Below are 19,146 nucleotides of genomic sequence, written 5' to 3'. Positions count from 1 at the left end.
TACCGTTAAATAGCGATTTATTCAGCGTTGGCGACCACAGGCTGTCGTGCCCGCGCTCTGTCGCCAAACCGGTTACCGATATAAAACGCCAGCAAATTCAGCACAAGTGACGGCACGATCGGGTGTAATCCGGCGATCTTAATGTCGAAACTGGCAAGTAGCGTATAGCATACCGCACCGACGATCATTGAGCTAAGAGCACCGTGAGCGTTAGCGCGTTCCCAATATAGCCCCAGAACCAGCGGCCAGAGGAATACGGCTTCCAGACCGCCAAAGGCCAATAGATTCAGCCAGATAATCATTTCCGGCGGACGCCAGGCTGCCAGCAATAACAGCAGGCCGAGAACCAGCGTGGCCATACTGGAAATACGAGCCAGCTTACGCTCGTTTTTGATCTGTTCCGGACGGAAATTCAGGTACAAATCTTTGACGATGGTAGCGGAAGACTGCAATAGCTGAGCATTGATGGTCGACATAATGGCCGCCATAGGCGCGGCGAGGAAGATCCCAGCTGCAAACGGGGGTAGCACCGTAATCATCAGCGTAGGGATAACTTGATCCGGAATTTTCAGATCCGGCAGAATTGCCCGGCCCAATGCGCCAGCCAAATGCATACCAAACATCAGAATCGCCACCACAATGGTGCCCAGAATAATGCCACGGTGCACTGCTTTGCTATCTCGATAGGAAATGCAACGTACTGCTGTATGGGGCAGGCCAATGACGCCGAAGCACACCAGAATCCAGAACGACGCCATAAACGGCAAATCGAGGATTCCGTCGCCACCTTGCGGTGAAACCAGCGCCGGATCGATGTTTTGTAGCGTATCGACCGCTTTATGCAGGCCGCCGGCGGCGTGAACCACCGCAATCAGCAGTAAAATGGTTCCTACCAGCATCACCAGCCCTTGCAGCGCATCATTCAATACGCTGGCGCGAAAACCGCCGAAGGAGGTATAGAGTGCGATACTAACGCCAAAGATCAGCAGCCCAGTGTCGTAGGGAATACCCGCTGCGGTTTCCAGCAAACGCGCTCCGCCGATAAACTGCACCGTCATGGCACCGACAAAGGCGACCAACAGGCTCAGGCTGGCTAGCCACACCAGTAAACGACTTTGATAGCGTGCGTACAGCATGTCATTCAGAGTTACGGCGTTATAACGACGAGCCAGAATCGCAAACTTCTTACCCAGTACGCCTAGCGATAGCCATACCGCTGGCAACTGAATCATCGCCAGTAATACCCAGCCGAGGCCGTATTTATAGGCTGCCCCCGGCCCGCCGATAAATGAACTGGCGCTGATATAGGTGGCGGTCAGAGTCATCGCCAACACGAATCCCCCCATCGAACGGTTGCCGATGAAGTATTCGTTGAGGAAATTACCGGTCTGTCGCCGGGTGTATGCATAAATAGAAAGGCCAAAAACCAATGCCAGATAGGCAACTAATGGCAGGACGACATCAGTTTGCATCACTATCCTCCAGCGGAATATCGCGGAATATAAAGCGAACCATCAGCCAGCACAGCACAATAAATAGCAGTGGCAGGGCCAGACAGGCCATTTCAAACCAGGCGGGTAACCCGGTCATCCCCGGCACATCGCCAGGAAAATAGGCGCACAATAACCAGCCGACCAGATAGGCCAGAGTCAGACCAAAGGCCCAGCGCGCTTCTTTGTGGGCTTGAACAAATCTCGTGTCCATTCATTCTCCCGTGGGTATTGACGGTTCTGAGTTTAACAAGGGTAGGGGATTTTACGGCAAGCGCGGCGTTTGCCTAGCCCTGTTTGATCAGAAAATAAAAAAGGCCGGTATTAACCGGCCTTGATTTTCAGGCGAAATAAAATCAGGTTTCTTGCAACCCAAGTTTTTTCTCCAGATAGTGGATATTGGTGCCACCGTGCTGGAAGTTTTCGTCATTCATAATGCGCTGTTGCAGTTCAACGTTGGTTTTGATGCCATCGATGATCAGCTCCGCCAGAGCATTTTTCATGCGGGAAATTGCCACGTCACGGTTTTCACCGTAAGTGATCAGCTTGCCGATCATGGAATCGTAGTACGGAGGCACGGTATAGCCAGCGTAGATATGAGATTCCCAACGAACACCAAAGCCGCCCGGCGCATGGAAACGGGTAATTTTACCCGGACTTGGCAGGAAGGTATTTGGATCTTCGGCGTTGATACGACATTCGACCGCATGGCCCTGAACCTTCACTTCATCCTGTTTGATGGAGAGAGGTTGGCCTGCCGCGATGCGTAGCTGTTCTTTGATCAAATCGACGCCGGTAATCATTTCGGTAACCGGATGCTCAACCTGAATACGGGTGTTCATTTCGATGAAATAGAACTCTCCGTTTTCATACAGGAACTCGAAAGTACCTGCGCCGCGGTAGCCGATTTCCACACAGGCTTTTGCACAGCGTTCGCCGATATAACGACGCATTTCGCTGGTGATGCCCGGTGCTGGCGCTTCTTCAACCACTTTCTGGTGACGACGCTGCATAGAGCAGTCGCGTTCAGCCAGATAAATCGCGTTACCTTGACCGTCTGCCAAAATCTGAATTTCGATATGGCGCGGATTCTCAAGGTATTTTTCCATGTAAACCATGTCGTTGTTGAAAGCCGCTTTGGCTTCCGCACGAGTCATGTTAATGGATTCTTCCAGATCTTTGTCGTTACGCACTACGCGCATACCACGACCGCCGCCGCCGCCGGACGCCTTGATGATCACCGGATAACCGATGCGTTTGGCGAAAGCTTTGTTTTGCGTGGTGTCGTCGCTCAGCGGGCCGTCAGAACCCGGTACGCAAGGTACACCGGCTTTCTTCATGGCGCTGATTGCGGAAACCTTGTCGCCCATCAGACGAATGGTTTCGGCACGAGGACCGATAAAGATGAAACCTGAACGCTCTACCTGCTCGGCAAAGTCTGCGTTTTCGGACAGGAAACCATAACCAGGGTGAATAGCCACCGCACCGGTGATTTCTGCTGCTGAAATGATCGCAGGAATGTTCAGATAGCTTTTGACTGAAGCTGCCGGACCGATACACACGGTTTCGTCAGCCAACAGAACGTGTTTTAGATCGCGGTCCGCAGAGGAGTGAACGGCTACGGTTTTGATGCCCAGCTCTTTACAAGCTCGCAGAATACGTAGCGCGATCTCACCGCGGTTAGCGATAACGATTTTATCAAGCATGGAACGCCTCGTTATTCGATGACGACAAGAGGCTCGTCGAATTCAACCGGTTGACCGTTCTCGACCAGAATGGCCTTGATAGTACCGGATTTGTCTGCCTCGATTTGGTTCATCATTTTCATCGCTTCAACGATGCAAAGGGTATCACCAGCAGAAACTTTCTGACCTACTTCGATGAAGGATTTAGCATCTGGGCTCGGGGTGCGGTAGAAAGTACCCACCATTGGGGAGCGCACGATGTGACCACTGATGGCTGCAGGTGCAGCGGCTTCAGCAGCCGGTGCCGGTGCTACAGCGTTAGCCAATGCTGGCTGCTGTGGCGCGGCAAAAGCATAAGGCTGTTGCATCATTGGGTAGCTTGGTGCGGCTGTAGCACGACTGATACGTACTGATTCTTCACCTTCTGAAATCTCCAGCTCGGAAATGCCAGATTCTTCTACCAGTTCGATCAGTTTCTTGATTTTACGAATATCCATGAGTGTGATTCCGTACTCTTTTGCGTTGCAATTAATTGGATTTTGACAAGCGATTGACCGCTGCCTGTAAAGCAAAGTTGTAGCCGTCTGCGCCGAGTCCGCAGATCACGCCAACCGCAATATCGGAGAGATATGAATGGTGACGGAAAGGCTCCCGAGCATGCACGTTAGACAGATGGATCTCGATAAACGGGATCTGAACGCCTAACAGGGCATCGCGTAAAGCGACACTGGTATGCGTAAACGCCGCCGGGTTAATCAGGATGAAATCAGTGTTGCCCCGAGCCTGATGAATTCTGTCTATCAGCGCATGTTCTGCATTGGATTGCAGATGGGATAACGCAACACCCAAATTCTGAGCCTGTGTCTCCAACCCGTTAACAATCTCTGCCAGCGTGGTGTAACCATACTTTTCTGGCTCGCGAGAGCCAAGCAGATTTAAGTTCGGGCCGTTCAGAAGCAAAATGTGAAACTTGTCCGCCATTATGCTGGTATCTCCGGCAATTAGTTCATCATCGTCAAAAATAGCCTGATGCCACCGATTTGTCACCTGTTAACGGTGAAATTACCACAACGATCGGAACTAAGGTGGAGCATTATAATGATATCGTAGCAATTAGCAGCTAAATACTGGTCTTATCAGCGAAGATATTCAATAAGAAATATGATGAAGTATACAAAGCCTAACGGATTATCTGGGGTAGAACAGGGTGAAGTCCCAGCATTTAGCGGCACCATTGGCGAAATTTTTTATAACGCAGTGCTAACAAAATAATTGCTGCGATTGCGTAAATTATCGGCAAGGGTGATAAAGTTTTGACCGACCAAAGATAGTGAATCGGTGCCAAGATGGCGATGAGATAAACGAAATTATGCAATTTTTGCCAGTTAGGTCCCATTTTTCGCTGTGCCCACTGTGTCGATGTAACTGCTAGTGCGAGCAGTAATAGCCAGCTAATAATCCCTAAAGTTAAATAGGGCCGGGTAACTAATTCTTTCCCCAGCAAACCGATATTGGATAGCCCCAATTCTAATATCGAATAACTGGCTAAATGCAGGGTTCCCCAGGCAAAACACCATACTCCCAACAGACGGCGACAGCGCATTAGCAGCGGTTGCTTGCCATAGCGAGCCAGCGGCGTCACCAACAGCGTGGCCAGCAGCAGCTTGAGGGTCATGCGTCCGGTAAAATGCTGAATGTCTTTGGACGGGTCGGCGCTGAACCAGCCCTGATCGATGGATAAAATTAGCCAGAAGAAGGGCAATGAGGCTGCCAGCCAGATTGCCACTTTCAACCATTTAACCTGTTTCAGGCTCAGCCGCATTAAAAGTTCTCCCGCAAATCCATGCCGCGATACAGCGAAGCCACCTGATCGGCATAGCCGTTAAATAGCCGGGTTGGCTGGCGCTTAACGTCTAAAATCCCGCCGGAACCGATAAAGCGTTCGGTAGCCTGCGACCAGCGTGGATGATCCACATTTGGATTCACGTTAGCGTAGAAACCGTACTCGTTCGGCGCGCTGAGATTCCAGGTCGTTGGTGGCTGTTCGCGAGTGAGTCGAATATGAACGATAGATTTAATGCCTTTAAAACCGTATTTCCACGGCGTAATCAAACGCAGCGGCGCGCCGTTCTGTGGCGGTAACGTTTTACCGTACACACCGAGCGTCATAAAGGCCAGCGGATGCATCGCTTCATCTAATCGCAAACCTTCTACATAGGGATATTTCAACCCGCCGCCAACAAAGCGATCTTTCTGTCCCGGCATCTGATCCGGATCGTACAAGGTTTGGAACGCCACATAGCGCGCGTTGCTGGTGGGTTCGACTAGCTTTAGCAGTTTCCCTAGTTCAAAGCCGATCCAAGGCACCACCATCGACCAAGCCTCCACGCAGCGCATCCGATAAATGCGTTCTTCCAGCGGGAAGCGCTTGAGCAAATCGTCGATGCTCAGCGTCATTGGCTTGGCGACGTCCCCATCGATACGAATCTGCCAATCGGTGGTTTTTAATCCACCGGCGTTCGCGGCCGGATCAGCTTTATCCAGGCCGAATTCGTAGAAGTTGTTATAGCCAGTCACTTTGTCTTCCGGCGTCAGTTCCCAGTCAGGATGATAGGCTGGCGGCTTACTGAAGGTGAGTGGCTTGCCTGCCGGTGCTTTGGGCAGCTCTTTACCTTTAAACCAGGCCAACAGATCGGCCTGAGCCGAAACCGGTAGTGCCAGACTGGCAGCGGTAATACCCAGCGCTTGTAGCACTTTACGCCGTTGATAAAACACGCCTTCCGGCGTGACGTCAGATTCGGTTAATTTGCGTTGTTTGCTCATGTGATTACTCCATCGGGCAGAGAAAGTCATACTGACCGTAATGGAATAAAGCATGGTGTGAAAAGGTTGTAAAAGCGAGAGGTTAGCGGAAAATATGAAATTTCTGAGATTGGGCGAACGAATCGTCCGCCCGGTGAAATGGCACTATTTTAACGGGCTAATTAGCGGACCTTAACCAAGGTTCGGCCAGTAACCTGATTTTCCATCAGTTCGGCTGCGACCGCAGGAGCCTGCTCTAGCGTAATTTCACGTCCGGCCTGTTGATAGTAGCTTTCTGGCAGCGTTTTCAATAGACGGTCCCAGGCAGCCCGACGGCGCAGTTGCGGTGTCATAACAGAATCCACACCTTGTAAACGCACGTTACGCAGAATAAAAGGCATTACCGTGGTGGGCAGTTTATAACCCCCGGCCAGACCGCAGGCGGCGACGGTAGAGTTATAGTTCATCTGTGCCAGCACTTTGGCTAGCAAAGTGTCGCCGACGGTATCAATAGCGCCAGCCCACAGCTGTTTTTCCAACGGACGAGATGCATCGCTGAAATCGCTACGCGGGAGAACCCGTTTGGCTCCGAGTGACAGTAAATAGTCGTTATTAGCTTCACGGCCACTGATAGCGGCTACCTGATAACCCAGAGCTGAAAGCAGAGCAATCGCAGTACTGCCCACGCCACCGCTGGCACCGGTAACCACAATTTCGCCGCTTTCTGGGGTGACTCCGCCTTCTTCCAGCGCCATCACGCACAGCATCGCAGTGAAACCGGCGGTGCCAATAATCATCGCTTTACGCGCATCTAGACCTGCGGGGAGCGGAACCAGCCATTCACCGTGAACCCGCGCCTGTTCTGCCAGCCCGCCCCAATGGTTTTCGCCTACGCCCCAACCGGTCAGCAATACCGACTGGCCAATGTGAAAACGCGGATCTTCGCTGCTGTGAATGGTTCCGGCGAAATCAATGCCCGGCACCATAGGGAACTGACGAATGATTTTGCCTTTGCCGGTGATCGCCAGCGCATCTTTGTAGTTCAGGCTAGACCAACTGATATCAACCGTGACTTCACCCGCTGGCAGTTGTTCCGGTGAAATATCACGGACGCTGGCCAAGGTTTTGCCATCGTGCTGTTCGAGTAACAGTGCGCGCATTAGAGGCTCCCTAAAAAGTGCCGTTAACAATGATCGACTCATGGCGATCGAAAAATTCGTATTAATCAGGTTGGGTGAATATACCGGTAACATCAAGCCCGAAGACTGACCAAGGACAAATTTGGCCTCGATGCTTATATCAGTGACTATGCTTTATGCAGGGTAAGGATGAGGCAACGGCGGCGAATTTCGTAAAAAATTGTGTTTTTGTCGTATAAGACATTAAAAAACCAGCGTCTGTGGCCGGTTTTGTCATATAGTACCCGCCCAAAAGGAGTGAGGAATACTTTCCATTTAACTGCGGTAGGCAAGGCTGAGGGATGCGATTTACAACCAAACTTTCTGCGTTTATGGCATTACTGGTCGTAATGGCCATGTGTTTAATGTTGTTAGGGAGTACGTTCAGTTTTTTCTACTTATGCCAGAAAAAAATGGAACATCGCCTTAATACTATCGTAACCGCGTACGACCAATCCTTACTGACCGACCCACCCGAAGTTCCGCGTAGCTGGTTGCCTTTGATGATGGGCGCTATTGGTGTGGTTGAAATCAGCGTTGAAAATTCGCAGCATCAATTGTTTTATTTGAACGTTCCTCCTACTTATACCGCCTGGGATACCAATAGCGGTTATCGCGAACTGTCTCTTCCATTATTACAGCAGCCTGGCAGTTCGATGCGGCTGACTTATATCGATCCACTCACCAGTTACACCCGTTCGATGTATGCGGCGGTGATTTTGTCGTTGGCGGTGGTCATGATGGCGGTCATTCTGTTTTTAAGTTTTCGCTGGCTGCGGGAACAAACGGCAGGTGAGGAGCAACTGGAAAACCGGGCGCGACGTATTCTCAACGGCGAGCGTGAGAATGTACTGCGCGGTGAAACTCATGAGTGGCCGCCTTATGCCAGCCATGCTCTCGACCGTTTGCTACTGGATTTGGCGGAAATGCGTGAAGAACGCAGCCAATTGGATACTTTGATTCGCTCCTATGCCGCGCAGGACGCTAAAACCGGCCTGAATAACGCGCTGTTTTTTGATAATCAGCTCACTACCCAGCTCGAAGAGCCTGGTGCCCACGGCGTAGTGATGATGGTGCACTTACCCGATTTTGATGCGTTAAGCGAGATTTACGACAAATCGCGGGTGCAGGAATTGATGCATTCGATGGTGAATCTACTTTCCACTTTTGTCGACCGTTATCCTTCCGCTCTGCTAGCCCACTACGCCAACAGCGATTTTGCCATTTTATTACCGCATAAAACGCTGAAAGACGCCGATGTGATGGCGGCACAGTTGGTTCATGTGGCTGGCGCTATGCCAGCGCCGCAGATTATCGATCGCGACGCTTTGCTTAATATTGGTATCGTGGCCTATCGCCATGGGCAGGCGGCGGAACAAATTATGGATAATGCTGGACAAGCTACCAAAAATGCGGCGTTGTATGGGGGCAATAGCTGGTATGTCTATGATAATCAGGTGCCGGAGAAAGGACGCGGTAGCGTTAAGTGGCGAACATTGCTGGAAAAAACGCTGGTTAACGGTGGCCCTAGGCTGTATCAGAAGCCGGTCATTACCTGTGATGGAACAATTCATCACCGTGAAATCATCAGCCGGATATTTGATGGCGAACAAGAGCTGATAGCGGCGGAGTTTACTCCGTTGGTGCGTTTGCTCGGGTTGGCCGAACGTTATGATCGACAGAAAATAGGTCGGATAATTCCTTTATTGGCGCTGTGGCCGGATGAAACGCTGGCATTTTCCATAAGCGTTGATTCATTATTGCAACGTTCCTTTAAGCGTTGGCTACGGGATACCTTATTACAGTGCCGGAAAAGTTACCGTCAGCGGATTATCTTTGAATTGGCTGAGGCTGATGTCTGCCAACACATTGAGGCCTTACGCCCGGTGATTCGATTGTTATTGGGGTTAGGCTGTAGATTGATGGTTTCGCAGGCCGGATTGACGGTGGTCAGTACCTCTTATATTAAGTCTTTACGGGTGGAAATGATTAAGTTACATCCGGGATTAGTAAGAAGTATTGATGTCCGCCTTGAAAATCAGCTATTTGTGCAAAGTCTTACTGGTGCCTGTGCCGGTACGAATGTTAAAGTTTTTGCTGCAGAAGTGGTGACCAGGGAAGAATGGGAAACGCTGCTACAGAAAGGGGTTTATGGCGGACAGGGTAACTTTTTTGCTGCGCCGATGCTTTTGAACCCTGAGCAGAAAAAATATTCGTAGCAGGGCCATGTTTAGCCTGATCGTTGAGCAAAAATTAACGTAGAATGTCCCAGCCATTTCCGTAGACCGTTGGTAGGCACTTACTTCCGGCGGTAATCAGGTTAAATGTTAGATTTTATGTGCTGTGTTACACCGTTCGACGCGTCGACTGGGGGGTATAATGAGCCTTTATTCAAGGGTTTTAGTGCATATACCTTATTCAGCGGAACTTGATTGGAATAACGTAGCCACTTTTTCACCGGAGTAGGACGTTTTTGCGCCTTGTCGCTGCTCCGTGTGGTTGGTAAAGTAGGCGGATTTTATTTTTCGCCCCCAGCTTGCAGGATTATCCTTTCGTTATGTTTAAGAAATTTCGTGGCATGTTTTCCAACGACTTGTCCATCGACTTGGGTACCGCCAATACCCTGATTTATGTAAAAGGACAAGGCATCGTACTGAATGAGCCCTCGGTGGTCGCTATTCGCCAGGATCGTGCCGGTTCCCCCAAAAGCGTTGCAGCTGTGGGCCATGATGCCAAGCAGATGCTGGGGCGTACTCCGGGTAATATCGCCGCGATTCGCCCGATGAAAGACGGCGTTATCGCCGATTTCTTCGTGACCGAAAAAATGCTTCAGCATTTTATCAAGCAGGTTCATAGCAACAGCTTTATGCGCCCAAGTCCGCGCGTATTGGTGTGTGTGCCAGTCGGTGCTACCCAGGTAGAACGTCGTGCTATTCGTGAATCAGCCCAAGGTGCCGGTGCTCGCGAAGTGTTCCTGATTGAAGAGCCAATGGCTGCTGCAATCGGTGCTGGCCTGCCGGTTTCCGAAGCAACCGGTTCAATGGTTGTGGATATCGGTGGCGGTACTACGGAAGTGGCGGTGATCTCACTGAACGGTGTGGTTTACTCCTCTTCTGTACGCATCGGTGGTGACCGCTTTGATGAAGCGATCATTAATTATGTGCGCCGTAACTATGGTTCTCTGATCGGTGAAGCAACGGCTGAACGTATCAAGCACAGCATCGGCTCGGCGTATCCGGGTGATGAAGTGTTGGAAATCGAAGTCCGTGGCCGTAACCTGGCAGAAGGTGTTCCACGCGGCTTTACTCTGAATTCCAACGAGATTCTGGAAGCTCTGCAAGAACCACTGACCGGCATCGTTAGTGCGGTTATGGTTGCTTTGGAACAGTGTCCACCAGAATTGGCCTCCGATATCTCCGAACGCGGCATGGTGTTAACCGGCGGCGGCGCATTGCTGCGTAATCTGGATCGTTTGTTAATGGAAGAAACAGGCATTCCGGTTGTGGTTGCAGAAGACCCTCTGACCTGCGTAGCTCGCGGCGGTGGTAAAGCGTTGGAAATGATCGACATGCATGGCGGCGATTTGTTCAGCGAAGAATAGTCAGCCAAAAAAGGAGGGCTGGATCGGATGAAGGTATTGCATCATCAGGTTTAGTGCCTCCTTTTTGTTGTCGAGGAATACGCATAATTTATGAAGCCGATTTTTAGCCGGGGTCCATCCCTGCAACTGCGACTTTTCTTCGCCGTTCTTGCAGCCATTGCGCTGGTTATTGTCGATAGCCGGCTTGGTACGTTCGTTAAAATTCGTACCTATATGGACACTGCAGTTAGCCCCTTCTATTTTCTGGCCAATGGGCCACGTAAAGTTTTAGACAGCGTTTCAGAAACCATCGCAACGCGCCAACAGCTTGAGCTGGAAAATCGTGCGTTACGTCAGGAACTGTTGCTTAAAAATACCGATCTACAATTGCTTGGCCAGTTTAAGCAGGAAAACTCACGTCTGCGCGAGTTACTCGGATCGCCGCTGCGTCAGGACGAACAAAAAATGGTGACGCAGGTTATTTCCAGCGGCACCGATCCTTATAGCGATCAGGTTGTGATCGATAAAGGCACCGATAATGGCGTGTATGAAGGCCAGCCGGTGATCAGTGATAAAGGCGTGGTCGGGCAGGTGGTGGCTGTCAGCAAATTCACCAGCCGTGTGCTGTTGATATGCGATGCATCCCACGCGCTACCGATTCAAGTCTTGCGTAATGATATTCGCGTTATTGCTGCCGGTGGCGGCTGTAGCGACGACTTATTGCTCGAACATTTGCCAAGCAATACTGATATTCGTGTCGGTGATGTTTTAGTGACATCTGGCCTCGGCGGACGCTTCCCAGAAGGTTATCCGGTGGCAGTGGTTTCTTCGGTTAAAGTCGATAATCAGCGCGCTTATACCGTGATTCAGGCTCGTCCAATGGCCGATTTACAGCGTCTGCGTTATCTGCTGTTGCTGTGGGGCGCGGATCGTAATGGCGATTTACCGTTGCCGCCGAATGAAGTCCATCGGGTGGCTAATGAGCGCCTGATGCAGATGATGCCTCAGGTATTGCCAAGCGCCAGCGAAATGGTCGGCCCACCGGCGCCAGCCAGTTTGAATCCGCCTCCGGCGAATGCGCCAGCGGTAAGGGCGACGCCATGAACCGTTACACCAGTAATGGGCGCTGGGTTATCTGGCTGTCATTCCTGATTGCAATGGTGCTACAGGTGATGCCGTGGCCAAAAGAAATTTATATGTTCCGCCCGTCATGGCTGACGTTGATCCTGATTTACTGGGTTATGGCATTGCCTCATCGGGTTAACGTTGGCAGCGGCTTTATTCTCGGCCTGATTCTGGATCTGATTTTAGGTTCAACCCTTGGCGTGCGCGCGTTGGCATTGAGCATCATTGCCTATCTGGTGGCTTTCAAGTTTCAGTTATTCCGCAATATGGCGCTGTGGCAACAGGCATTAATCGTGATGCTTCTGTCGCTAACTATGGATGTTGTGGTGTTCTGGTCAGAATTTTTAGTGATTAACGTTTCGTTCCGACCTGAAGTTTTCTGGAGTAGTTTAATTAACGGTATCTTATGGCCGTGGCTATTCTTATTAATGCGTAAGATTCGCCGTAAGTTTGCGGTGCAATAAGGATTTTTCCAATGACAGCCCTTTATCTGGCCTCAGGTTCTCCCCGTCGGCGTGAATTGCTCGCGCTTCTCGATTTACCGTTTGAAATACTGAAAACGGAAGTAGAGGAGCAGCGCAATCCGGGGGAAGCCGCCGAGGACTATGTCCGACGTTTGGCTGAAGATAAAGCGCGCGCTGGAGTGGCGGTTGCCGAGCGGGATTTACCGGTGCTCGGTGCCGATACGATTGTGGTACTTAATGGACAAGTTTTGGAAAAACCGCGGGATGCTGCTCACGCCGCACAAATGCTGGGTGCGTTGTCTGGGCAGCAACATCAGGTGATGACCGCCGTTGCATTAGCTGACAAACAGCATTCACTCGGCACAATGGTCGTGACAGATGTGACATTCCGCGTGTTATCTCAACAAGAAATCAGTGACTATATTGCTACCGGTGAACCGATGGACAAAGCGGGCGCTTACGGTATTCAGGGCAAGGGTGGTTGTTTCGTCAGGGCGATTAAAGGCAGTTATCACGCCGTTGTCGGCCTGCCGTTGGTAGAAACCCATGAACTACTGAGTCATTTTTTCGCGCTACGTGATGTGAGAGGAATACATGACAGCTGAATTACTGGTCAATATTACACCGTCTGAAACGCGGGTTGCCTACATCGACGGCGGCATCCTGCAGGAAATTCACATTGAGCGTGAAGCGAAAAGAGGTATCGTCGGCAACATTTACAAAGGTCGCGTTAGTCGGGTTTTGCCCGGAATGCAGGCGGCTTTTGTCGATATAGGCCTGGATAAGGCGGCTTTCCTTCATGCTTCAGACATTATGCCCCACACCGAGTGCGTGGCTGGGGATGAGCAAAAGAACTTCAATGTACGTGATATCGCTGAACTGGTACGTCAGGGGCAGGATCTTATGGTGCAGGTGGTCAAAGATCCGCTGGGCACCAAAGGCGCGCGTCTGACTACGGATATCACGCTGCCTTCTCGCTATCTGGTGCTGATGCCCGGAGCGGCGCACGTTGGTGTGTCTCAGCGTATTGAGAGCGAAGCTGAGCGCGATCGTCTGAAAAATACCGTGGCCAGCTATTGCGATGAGCAGGGCGGATTTATTATCCGTACCGCTGCCGAAGGTATTGGTGAAGAAGAATTATCCGCGGATGCGGCGTTTCTAAAACGCCTGTGGGCCAAAGTACAGCTGCGTAAAAAACGTGATAAAACCAAATGCAAACTGTACGGCGAAATGGCTCTGGCTCAGCGAATTCTGCGGGATTTTGCTGGCGCAGCGTTGGATCGCATTCGGGTCGATTCCCGCCAGACCTATGAGCAACTGATCGAATTTACCCGCGAATATATTCCAGAGATGACCCATAAGCTGGAGCACTATTCCGGCAAACAGCCTATTTTCGATCTGTATGATGTAGAAAACGAGATTCAACGTTCTCTGGAGCGTAAAGTTGAATTGAAATCTGGTGGTTATCTGATTATCGACCAAACTGAAGCCATGACCACCATCGATATCAACACTGGGGCATTTGTCGGCCACCGTAACCTTGATGAAACCATTTTCAATACTAATATCGAAGCCACTCAGGCCATCGCTCGCCAGCTGCGAATGCGTAACCTCGGTGGGATAATCATCATTGATTTTATTGATATGAGTAATGAAGAGCACCGTCGCCGTGTATTACACTCATTAGAGCAGGCGCTGAGCAAAGATCGGGTGAAAACCAGTATTAACGGTTTCTCTCAGCTAGGATTAGTGGAGATGACCCGCAAGCGCACCCGCGAAAGCATTGAGCACGTGTTGTGTAATGATTGTCCTACTTGTCACGGTCGCGGCACGGTTAAATCCGTCGAAACGGTATGCTATGAAATCCTGCGAGAAATCGTGCGGGTTCACCATGCCTATGACACCGACAGATTCCTGGTCTATGCCTCACCTGCGGTAGGGGAAGCGCTGAAGAGCGAAGAATCCCATGCGCTGGCCGAAGTGGAAATCTTTGTTGGTAAGCAGGTAAAAGTTCAAATTGAACCGCTCTACAGCCAAGAGCAGTTTGACGTGGTGATGATGTAATAAATTTCCGCTGCGCCCCTTGCAGCGGGAAGCAAGGAGAGATGCGTGAGGCGACTGCCCAGGATTTTGTTAGCGACAGGCGCCACAATGATTGTTGTGGTGGCATTGTTGGTGAGTGGGCTTCGTTTGATGTTGCCGCAGCTCAACGACTATCGTGCGCAGCTACAGGCTAAGATTCAGGCCGTCAGCGGAATTCCGCTGGAAATTGGTTTTATTCAAGGCAGTTGGGAAACTTTTGGCCCGACGTTGGAAGTTCGGGATCTACGCGCCCAATTACCCGAGACCAAATTGCAGGTTCAGCGCATCACGCTAGCGCTGGATGTCTGGCAATCTTTACTGCACTGGCGCTGGCAGCTACGGGATATGACGTTCTATCAGCTACAGCTGGATTTGGATCGTCCGCTGATTAATCCGGGTGATCAGAACCGCTCTTTTGAGTCCAGCCACTTCACCGATATTTTTCTGCGTCAGTTGGATCATTTCGATCTGCGTAACAGTCGTATTTCATTTCTTACCCCATCTGGCTCCAGCGCCGAGCTGGAAATTCCTCAGTTAACCTGGCTTAACTCGCGTAATCGCCATCGCGCCGAAGGGCAAATCAGCCTATCGACGATTAATGGCCAGCATGGCGTGGTTCAGGTGCGGATGGATTTACACGACGACCAGGGCATTCTGAATAACGGCACTGTGTATATGCAGGCTGATAATATTGACGTGAAGCCTTGGATCAGCCGCTGGTTGCATAATAATACTGGATTAGACAGCGCCGAATTTAGTCTGGCAGCCTGGTTGACGCTCAAAGGCGGCGATATTTACAGTGGGAATGTGCTGCTGAAACAAGGGCAAGCCGCCTGGACTACCCAAGGAGAGCCTCATCAGCTCGCCGTCGATCAACTGGTGGTGGACGCGCGCCGTCAGGGAAATGGCTGGCAGATTGATGCTCCACAGCTGAATTTAACCACCGACGGCCAGGCGTGGCCGCAAGGGCGCCTGTCGGCGCTGTGGTTGCCAGAAAATAATAAGCTGCTGGGTCCGGATCAGCCGGAAGAATTACGCCTTCGCGCCAAAGACCTTCAGCTAGAGCGAATTGGACCGCTGTTACCGACCATTTCTCTGTTTACCCCGGATTTACTTGCTCGCTGGGGAGATTTAAAACCGCAGGGACATTTGACTGCGCTGGCGCTAGATATTCCTCTAAAACAGCCTGAACTGACCCGTTTTCAGGCGAAATGGCAAGATGTCAGCTGGCAGCACTGGGAACTCTTGCCGGGTGTGAATCATTTCTCTGGCACAATGAGCGGTTCCGTTAGCCATGGGCGTCTGGCGGTAAACCTGAACGACAGCATCTTGCCTTACGGTGACATGTTTGGCGCCCCGCTGGAAGTCAGCAGCGCGCAGGGCGACATTGACTGGCGCGTGGATGATAAAGGCTGGGAACTGTGGAGTGACAAGCTGGATGTAAAAGCTAAGTCTTTGTGGGCAAACGGTAGTTTCCGTTATCAACAGCCGGAAAAAGGCCAGCCGTGGCTGAATATTCTGGCCGGTATTCGCCTGTATGACGGTGCAGATGCCTGGCGTTACTTCCCTCAACCCTTGATGGGGAAAGCGCTGGTGGATTATCTGACCGGCGCGATTCAGGGCGGGCAAGTGGATAACGCCACTTTGGTCTATAACGGCAATCCTCATTATTTCCCTTACACCCATAATGAAGGCCAATTCCAGGTTTATGTTCCGTTGCGTAATGCGACCTTCCAGTTCCAGCCGGAATGGCCAGCGCTGGAAAATCTGGCTATCGACCTGAATTTCCTCAATGACGGCCTTTGGATGAATGCACCGCGGGCAATGCTGGGGAACGTCACCGGTACCAATATCAGCGCCAATATTCCTGATTATCTGAAAGAACGCCTGTTTGTTGATGCACAGGTAGCGGGATTAGGCTCGGATGTCCATGATTACTTTAACGATACGCCGCTACATGATTCCGTGGGAAGTGCGTTGGATGAACTCCAAGTCGGTGGAAATGTGAGTGGGCGCTTACATCTTGAAATTCCCTTGGTAGAAGGCAATATCACGCACGCTACCGGCGAAGTGACGCTGCGTAACAACAGTTTATTGATTAAGCCGCTGCAAAGTCAGTTGGAAAATGTCAGCGGTAAATTCCGCTTTAGCGATGGCAATCTGTCGAGCGATGAAATATCGGCGAACTGGTTTGGTCAGCCGCTGACGATAAATTTCACCACGGAAGAGCAAAAAGACAACTTTCAGGTTGGGGTTAACCTGCGCGGTGACTGGATTCCGGCCAAAATCACTGAAATTCCCACTGATATAGCCAAAAAGCTAGAGGGCAGCTTCGGTTGGCAGGGTAAAGTCGCGGTGCAATTGCCGAAGCACGGGGAGCCAAGTTATTTGGTAGACGTCAACGCCGACCTAAAGAGAGTGAGCAGTCACTTACCCCCACCACTAGATACTCAAGGCGGTGAATCTTTGCCGGTGAGCGTTCAGGCAAAAGGTGGTCTCAATGGATTCACGCTTTCTGGTTCAGCGGCAGGAACGAATCATTTCAACAGTCAATGGTTGTTAAAAGATCAGAAAGTCGAGTTGAGTAAAGCGGTCTGGCAGACCGACAGCAAAAAAGTTCCGCCGTTACCTGTGGAAAAAGGGTTGGTGGTGAATTTGCCACCTCTGGATGGGGAGCGGTGGCTGGCACTAATTGGCCCTGCGCTGGCATCGGCTTCTCCACAGGCGTCATCCATGATCGGTAAAAAATCGGTCAGCCAAAGCCCGTTCACATTACCTTCTCGCGTTGAGCTACAAACGCCAGAACTGCTGCTGGGCGGTCAGGCTTGGCACCATCTGACCCTGCGGGTTGAGCCGCAGTTGAATGGGACAGATATTAGCGCCAAAGGGCGTGAAGTGGATGGTAGCGTGCGCATGGCCAGCATCGGGCCGTGGCGGGCAGATATTCGCTATCTCTATTACAACCCGCAGTGGACGGCGCAAGATGTTGATCAACCTTTGTCAAAAGCGGCGTTGGAAGATTCTCCGCTCAGTCATGATGTTTCGTTCCGCGATTGGCCAGCGTTGCAGCTTCGGTGTCAGGAATGCTGGGTAATGGGGCAGAATATTGGCAAAGTGAGCGCCGATATTTCTCATGACAACAAAGTGTTAAGTCTTAAGAATGGCCTGATTGAGGTCGCTAAGGCTCGCATGGCGGTTAACGGCGAATGGCGGCAAAGTGCGGAAGGCAATAACACTTCGGTTAGGATGAAGGTTTCTGGCAGTAAAATCGATGACACGTTGTCATTCTTCGGTATTAGCACGCCGCTTAAAGATGCGCCTTTTGACGGCACCGCAACGCTGGCGTGGCAGGGTGTGCCTTGGCAGCCGCGAATTGAAACCCTTAATGGCAATTTGAGCGCCAAACTAAGCAAAGGCGCCATGGTGAATCTGGGCGGAGGCCGCGCCGGGCAGCTGTTGCGGCTGGTCAGCTTCGACGCATTGTTACGTAAACTACAGCTGGATTTCAGCGATACCTTCAGCCGTGACTTTGCCTTTGATTCAATCCGCGGTACCGCTAGCGTGAAATCTGGAGTGGTGCATACTAACGATCTTTTGATCGACGGTCTGGCGGCAGATATTGCCATGAACGGCAGTGTAGATTTGGTGAAACGCCAAATCGATATGGAAGCGGTTATTACGCCGGAAATATCCGCGACCGTCGGTGTGGCGACGGCATTTGTGATTAACCCGGTGATTGGGGCGGCGGTTTTTGCTGCTACCAAAGTGCTCGGGCCGTTGTGGAGTAAAATATCTCTGATTCGATATCAGATAACCGGTAGTCTGGATCAGCCGGATATCCATGAGGTGTTACGCCAGCTAAAGGAGAATAAGGCACCATGAAAAATGCCAATGTTGCACTTTTACAGCTTTGTAGCGGTGAGCAAACCCGTTCTAATCTGGCTCAGATAGAGCAACAGATTAAGCAGTTGAATTCGGGCATTAAATTGGTCATGACGCCAGAAAATGCACTGTTATTTGCCGATTCTGCGGCTTATCGTAAACAGGCCGAGCGTCACAATGATGGTCCGTTGCAGCAGGCCGTCCGTGAAATGGCGCGCCGTTACGGTGTCTGGCTGCTGGTTGGCTCGATGCCGATGATTAGCCGTGAGTCTCCGGATCGCATTACCACTAGCAGCCTGTTGTTTGACGATCAAGGTGAATTGCAGGCGCGCTATGACAAAATTCATATGTTCGATGTGGATATCAATGATACACACGGACACTATCGTGAGTCTGATACCTATCAACCGGGAGAGCATCTAACCGTAGTGGATACGCCGGTTGGGCGTTTGGGCATGACCATCTGTTACGATTTGCGTTTCCCTGGGTTATTCCAAGCGTTGCGCGCTCAAGGGGCGGAAATCATTTCCGTTCCGGCGGCATTTACCCGAGTTACCGGTGAAGCTCACTGGGAAGTGTTACTGCGGGCACGGGCCATTGAGAACCAATGTATGATATTGGCTCCGGCGCAGGTTGGCAGCCATGGGTTAACCCGCCGTACTTGGGGTCATTCGATGGCCGTTGACGCTTGGGGAAAGGTATTAAGCGAGAATCCAGATAACGTTTCTGCCCTAAAAGTGAGGGTCGATGCTAATGGCCTGCAAAAAATACGTAAGCAGATGCCGGTGATGCAGCATAATCGCTTCCAGCCAAGTCTGGTGCCGCCATTCAATGAAGTTTCATCCAATAAAGAGTGAA

General features: G+C 51.1%; 16 protein-coding genes. 8 read left to right on the top strand and 8 right to left on the bottom strand.

The features are described from left to right. Window positions 1-17: 17 nt before the first annotated feature. From panF to acuI, 8 genes are all read right to left on the bottom strand, one after another. Window positions 18-1,472 carry a sodium/pantothenate symporter gene (gene panF / locus AD970_RS08740; protein WP_049597991.1) on the bottom strand — a complete coding sequence of 485 codons (1,455 nt, stop codon included), beginning with the start codon at window positions 1,470-1,472 and terminating at the stop codon, window positions 18-20. After that, on the bottom strand, window positions 1,462-1,704 hold the full coding sequence (locus tag AD970_RS08735) for a YhdT family protein (RefSeq protein WP_049597990.1): 243 nt from the start codon (window positions 1,702-1,704) through the stop codon (window positions 1,462-1,464). The genes panF and AD970_RS08735 overlap by 11 nt, the downstream gene beginning before the upstream one ends. A gap of 142 nt (window positions 1,705-1,846) precedes the next feature. Further along, window positions 1,847-3,196 carry an acetyl-CoA carboxylase biotin carboxylase subunit gene (gene accC, locus AD970_RS08730; protein WP_049597989.1) on the bottom strand — a complete coding sequence of 450 codons (1,350 nt, stop codon included), beginning with the start codon at window positions 3,194-3,196 and terminating at the stop codon, window positions 1,847-1,849. Window positions 3,197-3,207: 11 nt separating this feature from the next. After that, on the bottom strand, window positions 3,208-3,672 hold the full coding sequence (gene accB / locus AD970_RS08725) for an acetyl-CoA carboxylase biotin carboxyl carrier protein (RefSeq protein ID WP_049597988.1): 465 nt from the start codon (window positions 3,670-3,672) through the stop codon (window positions 3,208-3,210). Window positions 3,673-3,703: 31 nt separating this feature from the next. Continuing rightward, window positions 3,704-4,156, bottom strand: a complete 453-nt coding sequence (gene aroQ / locus AD970_RS08720; protein ID WP_049597986.1) for a type II 3-dehydroquinate dehydratase — start codon at window positions 4,154-4,156, stop codon at window positions 3,704-3,706. Window positions 4,157-4,397: 241 nt separating this feature from the next. Beyond that, window positions 4,398-4,997, bottom strand: coding sequence for a protein-methionine-sulfoxide reductase heme-binding subunit MsrQ (gene msrQ, locus AD970_RS08715; protein ID WP_049597985.1), 600 nt, complete (start codon window positions 4,995-4,997; stop codon window positions 4,398-4,400). After that, a complete protein-coding gene (gene msrP, locus AD970_RS08710; RefSeq protein WP_049597984.1) occupies window positions 4,997-5,998 on the bottom strand; it encodes a protein-methionine-sulfoxide reductase catalytic subunit MsrP in 1,002 nt (333 codons plus the stop codon). Before msrP ends, msrQ begins: the two co-directional genes overlap by 1 nt. Window positions 5,999-6,159: 161 nt before the next feature. Then, window positions 6,160-7,137: an acrylyl-CoA reductase (NADPH) gene (gene acuI, locus AD970_RS08705; protein ID WP_049597982.1), complete on the bottom strand. Its 978-nt coding sequence runs from the start codon at window positions 7,135-7,137 to the stop codon at window positions 6,160-6,162. Window positions 7,138-7,457: 320 nt separating this feature from the next. Between acuI and csrD the strand changes: the two genes are divergently transcribed. The 8 genes from csrD (at window position 7,458) to nit1 (ending at window position 19,145) form a co-directional block, all read left to right on the top strand. Further along, complete coding sequence (gene csrD, locus AD970_RS08700) at window positions 7,458-9,374, top strand: RNase E specificity factor CsrD (protein ID WP_049597981.1); 1,917 nt, start codon at window positions 7,458-7,460, stop codon at window positions 9,372-9,374. A gap of 338 nt (window positions 9,375-9,712) precedes the next feature. Further along, the gene (gene mreB / locus AD970_RS08695) at window positions 9,713-10,756 is read left to right on the top strand and encodes a rod shape-determining protein MreB (RefSeq protein ID WP_002228205.1); all 1,044 of its coding nucleotides are present in this window, start codon (window positions 9,713-9,715) and stop codon (window positions 10,754-10,756) included. A gap of 90 nt (window positions 10,757-10,846) precedes the next feature. Beyond that, window positions 10,847-11,839, top strand: coding sequence for a rod shape-determining protein MreC (gene mreC / locus AD970_RS08690; RefSeq protein WP_049597978.1), 993 nt, complete (start codon window positions 10,847-10,849; stop codon window positions 11,837-11,839). Then, window positions 11,836-12,324, top strand: coding sequence for a rod shape-determining protein MreD (mreD, locus tag AD970_RS08685; RefSeq protein ID WP_049597977.1), 489 nt, complete (start codon window positions 11,836-11,838; stop codon window positions 12,322-12,324). The genes mreC and mreD overlap by 4 nt, the downstream gene beginning before the upstream one ends. Before the next feature lie 11 nt (window positions 12,325-12,335). After that, a complete protein-coding gene (locus AD970_RS08680) occupies window positions 12,336-12,929 on the top strand; it encodes a Maf family protein (RefSeq protein WP_049597974.1) in 594 nt (197 codons plus the stop codon). Continuing rightward, entirely contained in the window at window positions 12,919-14,388 is a 1,470-nt protein-coding gene (gene rng / locus AD970_RS08675) for a ribonuclease G (protein WP_049597972.1), read from the top strand. Before AD970_RS08680 ends, rng begins: the two co-directional genes overlap by 11 nt. Window positions 14,389-14,433: 45 nt before the next feature. Further along, window positions 14,434-18,288 (top strand): AsmA2 domain-containing protein YhdP, encoded by a 3,855-nt coding sequence (yhdP, locus tag AD970_RS08670; protein ID WP_072080624.1) that lies wholly within the window; start codon window positions 14,434-14,436, stop codon window positions 18,286-18,288. Further along, window positions 18,285-19,145, top strand: a complete 861-nt coding sequence (gene nit1, locus AD970_RS08665; protein WP_049597968.1) for a deaminated glutathione amidase — start codon at window positions 18,285-18,287, stop codon at window positions 19,143-19,145. The genes yhdP and nit1 overlap by 4 nt, the downstream gene beginning before the upstream one ends. Window position 19,146 lies beyond the last annotated feature (1 nt).

Origin of the sequence: Yersinia nurmii, from assembly GCF_001112925.1 — a bacterium.
Lineage (GTDB): Bacteria > Pseudomonadota > Gammaproteobacteria > Enterobacterales > Enterobacteriaceae > Yersinia > Yersinia nurmii.
This window is presented reverse-complemented; position numbering and strand designations above follow the sequence as displayed.

Bases quoted from the DNA above. Each gene is read 5' to 3' on its own strand.
- panF (WP_049597991.1), bottom strand. From the start codon at position 1,472: ATGCAAACTGATGTCGTCCTGCCATTAGTTGCCTATCTGGCATTGGTT.
- AD970_RS08735 (WP_049597990.1), bottom strand. From the start codon at position 1,704: ATGGACACGAGATTTGTTCAAGCCCACAAAGAAGCGCGCTGGGCCTTT.
- accC (WP_049597989.1), bottom strand. From the start codon at position 3,196: ATGCTTGATAAAATCGTTATCGCTAACCGCGGTGAGATCGCGCTACGT.
- accB (WP_049597988.1), bottom strand. From the start codon at position 3,672: ATGGATATTCGTAAAATCAAGAAACTGATCGAACTGGTAGAAGAATCT.
- aroQ (WP_049597986.1), bottom strand. From the start codon at position 4,156: ATGGCGGACAAGTTTCACATTTTGCTTCTGAACGGCCCGAACTTAAAT.
- msrQ (WP_049597985.1), bottom strand. From the start codon at position 4,997: ATGCGGCTGAGCCTGAAACAGGTTAAATGGTTGAAAGTGGCAATCTGG.
- msrP (WP_049597984.1), bottom strand. From the start codon at position 5,998: ATGAGCAAACAACGCAAATTAACCGAATCTGACGTCACGCCGGAAGGC.
- acuI (WP_049597982.1), bottom strand. From the start codon at position 7,137: ATGCGCGCACTGTTACTCGAACAGCACGATGGCAAAACCTTGGCCAGC.
- csrD (WP_049597981.1), top strand. From the start codon at position 7,458: ATGCGATTTACAACCAAACTTTCTGCGTTTATGGCATTACTGGTCGTA.
- mreB (WP_002228205.1), top strand. From the start codon at position 9,713: ATGTTTAAGAAATTTCGTGGCATGTTTTCCAACGACTTGTCCATCGAC.
- mreC (WP_049597978.1), top strand. From the start codon at position 10,847: ATGAAGCCGATTTTTAGCCGGGGTCCATCCCTGCAACTGCGACTTTTC.
- mreD (WP_049597977.1), top strand. From the start codon at position 11,836: ATGAACCGTTACACCAGTAATGGGCGCTGGGTTATCTGGCTGTCATTC.
- AD970_RS08680 (WP_049597974.1), top strand. From the start codon at position 12,336: ATGACAGCCCTTTATCTGGCCTCAGGTTCTCCCCGTCGGCGTGAATTG.
- rng (WP_049597972.1), top strand. From the start codon at position 12,919: ATGACAGCTGAATTACTGGTCAATATTACACCGTCTGAAACGCGGGTT.
- nit1 (WP_049597968.1), top strand. From the start codon at position 18,285: ATGAAAAATGCCAATGTTGCACTTTTACAGCTTTGTAGCGGTGAGCAA.